6 protein-coding genes are annotated in these 6,915 nt (G+C 40.4%); 3 read left to right on the forward strand and 3 right to left on the reverse strand.

Annotated elements, in window-relative coordinates:
- Nucleotides 1-255 precede the first annotated feature (255 nt).
- Entirely contained in the window at nucleotides 256-1,962 is a 1,707-nt protein-coding gene (gene ezrA / locus N8M93_RS15445; protein WP_261133296.1) for a septation ring formation regulator EzrA, read from the reverse strand.
- A 212-nt stretch (nucleotides 1,963-2,174) separates the two neighbouring features.
- Here ezrA and hisJ point away from each other — a divergent pair, with 212 nt between their 5' ends.
- On the forward strand, nucleotides 2,175-2,993 hold the full coding sequence (gene hisJ, locus N8M93_RS15450) for a histidinol-phosphatase HisJ (protein WP_261133298.1): 819 nt from the start codon (nucleotides 2,175-2,177) through the stop codon (nucleotides 2,991-2,993).
- A gap of 52 nt (nucleotides 2,994-3,045) precedes the next feature.
- Here hisJ and refZ read toward each other — a convergent pair whose 3' ends face one another.
- Complete coding sequence (refZ, locus tag N8M93_RS15455; RefSeq protein ID WP_261133300.1) at nucleotides 3,046-3,726, reverse strand: forespore capture DNA-binding protein RefZ; 681 nt, start codon at nucleotides 3,724-3,726, stop codon at nucleotides 3,046-3,048.
- Nucleotides 3,727-3,873: 147 nt separating this feature from the next.
- Here refZ and N8M93_RS15460 point away from each other — a divergent pair, with 147 nt between their 5' ends.
- A complete protein-coding gene (locus tag N8M93_RS15460) occupies nucleotides 3,874-4,353 on the forward strand; it encodes a GAF domain-containing protein (protein WP_314728293.1) in 480 nt (159 codons plus the stop codon).
- A gap of 148 nt (nucleotides 4,354-4,501) precedes the next feature.
- Here N8M93_RS15460 and megL read toward each other — a convergent pair whose 3' ends face one another.
- Complete coding sequence (gene megL, locus N8M93_RS15465; RefSeq protein ID WP_261133304.1) at nucleotides 4,502-5,704, reverse strand: methionine gamma-lyase; 1,203 nt, start codon at nucleotides 5,702-5,704, stop codon at nucleotides 4,502-4,504.
- Between the two features lie 364 nt (nucleotides 5,705-6,068).
- On the opposite strand from megL, the gene rpsD reads away from it, so the two are divergent.
- Nucleotides 6,069-6,671: a 30S ribosomal protein S4 gene (gene rpsD / locus N8M93_RS15470; protein WP_261133306.1), complete on the forward strand. Its 603-nt coding sequence runs from the start codon at nucleotides 6,069-6,071 to the stop codon at nucleotides 6,669-6,671.
- The last annotated feature ends 244 nt before the right edge of the window (nucleotides 6,672-6,915 follow it).

Below are 6,915 nucleotides of genomic sequence, written 5' to 3' on the forward strand. Positions count from 1 at the left end.
CCTTATTTCCCCCAAATCCCTCACCTTTAGATAATTAGAGATCACCAGAGACCTTATTGGCCAAAAACTTGGATAAATCAGGTCCAATTCACCCGATTAGCGGAACAGTTGTCCTCTATTTTTTAAATCAACCCTTTTTGTCACAAATAGTGGAACGGTTGTCCTCTAATTTCAACTAGTCCAAATTGGTCAGTTTGCAATGTAAAAAGAGGACCTGTCTCCAATTTTCATCGGATACTCAGGTCCCTACGTTGCTCAATATACTTTTTCAAACTCTTGTTGATAATTTTCTTCAAGATCTCTAATGATCTGAGGATCCACTGTATGCAGGGCTTCTGCTGCATGTTCCATGGCCTCTTCATAATCATAGGTACGGAACGATTGTTCAGCCTCGGAAAGCTTTACAGCAACTGCTACATACTGTCTGCGATAACGGTTTCCGTGTTGGATCAACCTCTCTGCCCAAATCGCTCGATCAATCAGTTTATACGTCTTAGCATGTACATCATCAATGGCTTCTTCGGCTTCAATCAACCTATGGAGAACTTCAGCCATTTGCAATGGTTTATCATTCAGCTTCATTGAAACAGTTTGTAATTTGGTTTCAGCATCATTAAGTGATGCATAATACTGATCTGGCAAGCCTGGTAAATTATTTCGATGGATTTCTTTTTTAGCATCAATCAGCTTTTTCCGGAATTCATGGATTTTTTCCACAGCTTCCAATTCATCTTTACGAAGATTTTGCAGCTTTTCTTGATAGATCTCTGTCATTTCCCGAAGATCCTCAAGTTGTTTTGTTACACTTTCGAGCATCTCTTTAAGTGATGTATAGGACTGGTTATTTTCATCAACAGAATGAAAAATCGCTCCGACTCTTTTTTCCAATTTCTCAAATGATGTTTCCAGACGTTCTTGAAGATCGATGTTTTCTTGTTCGATCTGATAACTTAACCGAACCACGTTCGTCTCTTCTTTCATCTTGTTGATTTCCGTCCCAAGTTCCTCGACATCAGCTTGTACCTGTTTGCCGTCTGTCATCACATATTGCTTGGCTAGAACTTCCGCTTCAAGACGATCATACAGTTCTTCGATTTTCTTATTCATCTGAGCAATCTCTTCTTGAGCATCCTCAATATCGACGTCATTCACTTTTTCCGTGACGATCTGATAAGCATAGTCGATGACTTCAAGTTCTTTTTCAACACCCAGCTGCTCGACACGGAATCCCTGATCTGACATTTCCTTCAGGCCGTCTTTCAACTGTTTGATCGTTTCAGGAATTTCAGACTGCAACTGATACAACAACTCTGGTACGACTTCTAATTCATATTGCAAGCGACGGATCTTTTCATCAAGCTGAATGATGTAGGTACGTGCTGCAATGTGGTTTCCATTTTCAGTCTCTTCATCATAACTGGTGAAATCTGCAGAAATGTTCTCCAGACGCTTTTCAAAGGTCTCAACCAATGGACCAAGTGCTCGGTAATGGGTGAGCAGATGCTTTCTTAATTCTTTATAACTCTCTTTAAGCTCACCGATCTCTTTTCGGTTCAATTCTTCACTTTCAACGAATTCATTGATTTCAGATGAAATCTCATCTATCTTCTCTTCTATACTGAAAAGTGATTTCCTAGTGTCACTCAGAATGCCTCTTGCCTTTTTGAAACGATATTTATCCGCGGCATCTTCAGCATCGAATAGATTCTCTTCAAGTCTAGGAAGTTGGACGGTAACGATGTCGTCCCATTCTTCACGCCAAACCTCGAATTTCTTTTCAGTTTCCCCAATCATTTCCAATGCTTTCACTTTCGCGATCTCATCAGACAAAGGCTTATTCATGATATTGACTTTTTGTGTTTCCAGGTGATCGATTTGATCATAAATTTTCTTGCGTGTGTATGTACCGAATGCTATGAATATTGAAACTAACACGATCAGTGCTATAAAAATATATATCACAGGGACCATCCTTTCTTCCCTTTTTCAATTATGTATATTAGACTTATATAAATATCGACATATTTGTTCATTTTTCGCCAAATTTCACTCAGATTCGGCGTTCATCGTAACTACTATAATACCATGTATGCTACTTTTATAACTACATTTTTTCGAAAATTTGATAAAAAATTGCTTTTTTCTTACAAAAGTACCAATTCAGGAGGGTGAACATGAATATTTTTGACGGTCATATCCATACACCATACTGCCCGCATGGCACTAAAGATACGTTCAATCAGTACATCGAACGTGCAATTGAACTTGGATACAAGGGTATGACTTTCACCGAACATGCTCCGTTGCCATCAGGGTTCAGTGACCCTACCCCGGACCAAGACAGCGGTATGCAGCTTGATGATCTTGAAAATTACATTGAACATCTTTCTCAGCTTAAAAAGGAATACAAAAATGACCTTCGTATTAAGACCGGACTAGAGATTGATTACATCGAAGGGTTCGAAAGAGAAACCGTATCATTTTTAGACCATTATGGTCCTTACCTGGATGATTCGATCTTGTCTGTCCATTTCTTAAAAACAAAAAAAGGATACCATTGCATGGATTACAGCCCGGATGTTTATGAAAAGCTACTAGAAGAAACAGGATCAATCCATAATTTATATTCACTCTATTACGATACGTTAAAAAAATCAGTTAAAAGCGAATTAGGTGCATATAAACCAAAACGAATCGGACATATCAGTCTAGTAATGAAGTTTCGAAAGAAATATCCGAACAATGCTATCAATAAGAAGGAAATCCTAGAAACACTCGATATGGTTTCAGAAGGAAAATTTCAGTTAGACTATAATGGTTCGGGTGTAAATAAACCTTTATGTCGGGAACCTTATCCATCAGATTGGATTATTTCAGAAGCCTTGAAAAGAAACATCCCTCTTGTTTATGGCTCAGATGCACATCAAGCTGGGGAACTGGGACAAGGCCTGGATAAACTGCAGAAAGAAGCACCGCTGTCACAGCCTGGTTAGGAGGCTGAAGCGGTGCTTTAATTTTACGCTGCTTCATCAAATTGGAGCAAATTCAGCCTGTTCCAATACTTGAATTCGCTAATTTTTCTTTATCCTTTCCTGAAATCGATTCCGAATCATATTGGATACACAACGTATCATTCACCCAATCTTGTAGGGCACTTGAATATTTGGATGTAAAATAGCGATCGTTCACCGAGAATTGGTAGATTTCCCTTACATATTGTGGGTATAAAAAAGGCATGAACAGCATGCTTCTCAACTGCATCGTCACCATGTTTTTCGAACACGGCTTGAACTCCTTCTGTTTCACACCTTGTTCAAGGATCGTAGTCAAGTAGAATTTTTCCTTCATGAGATAGGTCGTCATGATTTCACGCACGAGGGTGGTATCGATGCTGATTTCACGATGAACAAGCCTTGCAGCCTGTGATCGGCCTTGTTGGTAACTTATGACCTCTTCAATCAATCGGATCAGACATGTCCGAGCAGAATCCTTTTCCAGTCTTTCATAAGCATCTTGTAAAACATGAAGATACCCTTCAAGGAATGACGACATCAAAAATTCAAGAAGCCCTATTTTTCCACCAAAATAGTAGGAGATGAGAGAGACATTCACTCCAGCTTTTTCGGCAATATCACGAACAGAAGTCCCGGCATAACCATTGTTATTGAAAAGGGCTGCGGCTGATTCTGCGACTTTTTCTTTGGTGATGGATAACGCCTTCTTCATGGCAAATCACCTCAATATACGATCATTACTAACACCTTTCTTCTTTTACTATAGAAATCCTTTGAAAATCCTTCGACATATAAGGTGAATGTTTCAACAAATTCTGATATGATAAGACTAATTTCTTAGGATTGTGAGGGAATGCTCGTGTTTCACGTCGAATCATACGCGGGAAATCGTGAAGAAAATTATGAATTACTGAACAAACAATTGAAAGCATTATTGGAAGGTGAAACAAATCAAATCGCAAACCTTGCAAATGCCTCAGCACTATTAAATCAATTCCTTAACGAAGTCAATTGGGTCGGGTTCTATCTTTTGGATGATGACGAGCTAGTGTTAGGACCGTTCCAGGGACTACCTGCCTGTGTCCGAATTCCTCTCGGAAGAGGAGTTTGTGGAACTGCAGTAAAAGAAAACAAGACGATGCTTGTTGATGATGTTCATCAATTCCCTGGACACATTGCCTGCGATGCAGCCTCTAGGTCCGAAATCGTCGTACCGATTGTCAAAGACGAAAAAGTGATTGGTGTTCTCGATATTGATAGTCCTGTCACATCGCGTTTTGATGAAATTGACAAAAAGCATCTTGAACAATATGTGCAAACGTTGAGAGAATATCTTTAAACTAGGCTCTTTTCTAAAAGATGGTTGCTTTTGAGTCAATTTTTAAAAACTCACCTTGTGCAAGTGTGTTTGCAAAAACAGCCTTAAATTAAGAATTATCTTATATAGAAACGAGGTTGCGCGGATGGCAACCTCGTTTTTATACATTTTATACGGTTTCTGATTTTCTGATATGACTTTGCAATGCTTGCTCGAGATCTTCCCAAATATCTTCTCTTGCTTCTAATCCAACAGACAGTCGGATCAAGTTATCAGTAATACCCATCCTCTCCCTCGCTTCGTACGGGACGACGGCATGGGTCATCGTAGCCGGATGCTGGATCAACGTTTCTGCGTCACCAAGGCTTACTGCAATTTTCAATAGCTTCATCGAATTGATGAGATCCTGTGCGTCCTTTTTATTGCCTTTTATTTTAAAAGAAATCAAGCCGCTTGAACGAACCATTTGTCTTTGTGCTATTGGATAATCAACAAATTCCGGATCTCCTGGAAAATAGACGGATTCGACAGCAGAATGTTCCTTCAATTTCCTTGCAATATACATCGCATTATCACAATGTCGGTCCATTCGGACAGGTAGTGTTTTCAACCCACGCAACAATAGCCATGCATCAAAAGGTGACATGATGCCCCCAATATCCTTTTGAGTTGTAGCTGCGATAAGATCGATTGTTTCTCTATCACTAACAACGAGACCTGCTACGACATCACCATGGCCACCGATATATTTCGTCGCACTATGAATCACGATATGGGAACCAAGTTCTAGCGGTCTTTGCAAATACGGGGTGCAGAATGTATTGTCGACGACGACCTTGATATGATACTTAGCTGCAATCTTTCCGACCATCTCTAGGTCAACAAGAGCCATTGTCGGATTGATCGGGGTCTCTAAGAATATGATTTTCGTATTGGGTTGGATGTGGGCTTCGATCACATCTGGGTTTGACATAGCAATCAGATCGTGTTCCACATTATACTTCTCTTTGAGCATTTGAAGGAGCCCGAACGTACACCCATAAACACCCTGAGAGCATAAGATATGGTCATCTGACTTCGTCAATCCCATAAGTACTGCAGACACAGCAGCCATTCCAGAGCCAAAGGCCAGTCCCTTCTCTCCACCCTCTAAAATTGCAATACGCTCTTCCAGCATTTTTACCGTCGGGTTCCCGAGTCTTGAATAGATATAACCTTCTTGTTGCCCCGCAAACCTCTGCTCCCCGGATTCTGCATTCGGAAATACGAATGTGGAAGTAGGGAAAATCGGAGGTGCCAATGCTCCATGATGCTGCTCAGACGAATACCCTGAATGGATGACTTTTGTTTCGAACTTGCTGTCTTTCTTCACTCTTGAACACTCCTTTCTCTATATGTAAGCGCTTTCTGTCCATATCGTATCACAATCATTGTCATTTTGTGTTAAATTATTTTTGTATTTGTTTTTCCAGAAAAGTATTTAAAAGAAATTGTCCTCCTTGACTTTTACACCCAAACGTTATACACTGTTCTTTGTGTAAATTAAGACAGCCATGTGAATTCATGTGAGCCCTCTCATTATGTTCCTTGCAATTGCGGCTGAATCAAATTGCAAAGGTGCATCACGTAGCTTCATGCTGTCGAAGTGAAGGTGTATGAAAACATAATGGACACATGAACGATCACACCGGCACTGTTTTTTTTACAACAAAAAAATAGTGAAGGAGGAGCTATTAATGGCTCGTTATACAGGACCAAAATGGAAATTATCCCGTCGCTTGGGAATCTCCCTAAGTGGAACAGGAAAGGAACTTGAAAAGCGTCCGTACGCTCCAGGACAACACGGTCCAAACCAGCGTAAGAAGATCTCTGAATTCGGATTGCAACTTCAAGAAAAGCAAAAGCTTCGTCATATGTATGGAGTGAACGAACGTCAATTCCGTCGTATGTTCGATCAAGCAGGAAATATGAGTGGTATCCACGGTGAAAACTTCATGATTCTTCTTGAATCTCGTTTAGATAACCTTGTTTACCGTTTAGGACTTGCGCGTACTCGTCGCCAAGCTCGTCAATTGGTTGGACACGGACACGTTACTGTTGATGGTAAGCGTGTAGATATCCCATCTTACCGTGTAGCTCCAGGCCAAGTAATCGGTTTACGTGAAAAATCCCGTAACCTTGACATCGTTAAGGAAGCGTTGGAAGTAAACAACTTCGTACCTGAGTACCTTACATTTGATGATAACAAGCTTGAAGGAGCGTACACTCGTTTCCCTGAGCGTTCTGAACTTCCTGCAGAAATCACAGAAGCACTTATCGTCGAGTTCTACTCACGTTAATCGTAGCTTTCGAAACCCCTCTTGCAACTTGCCAAGAGGGGTTTTATTATGGTTTCGTTTTAATGGCTCTACAATATTTGTTGGGGTATAAGAAAAATTCACGTAAAAAAACACACAAGCTCCTATAACCTGTACACTTGAATTGACGAGAAACAAGAGTGGGGATAGGAGTTGTGTGTACGTGCATTTTAACATGGTTTTACCAGGATTAGAAGGTGTAAAGGTAACACGAGCTGAGGAGGTA

It is taken from the genome of Bacillus sp. Marseille-Q3570 (assembly GCF_946151055.1).
In the GTDB taxonomy this organism is placed as follows: domain Bacteria; phylum Bacillota; class Bacilli; order Bacillales; family Fictibacillaceae; genus Pseudalkalibacillus.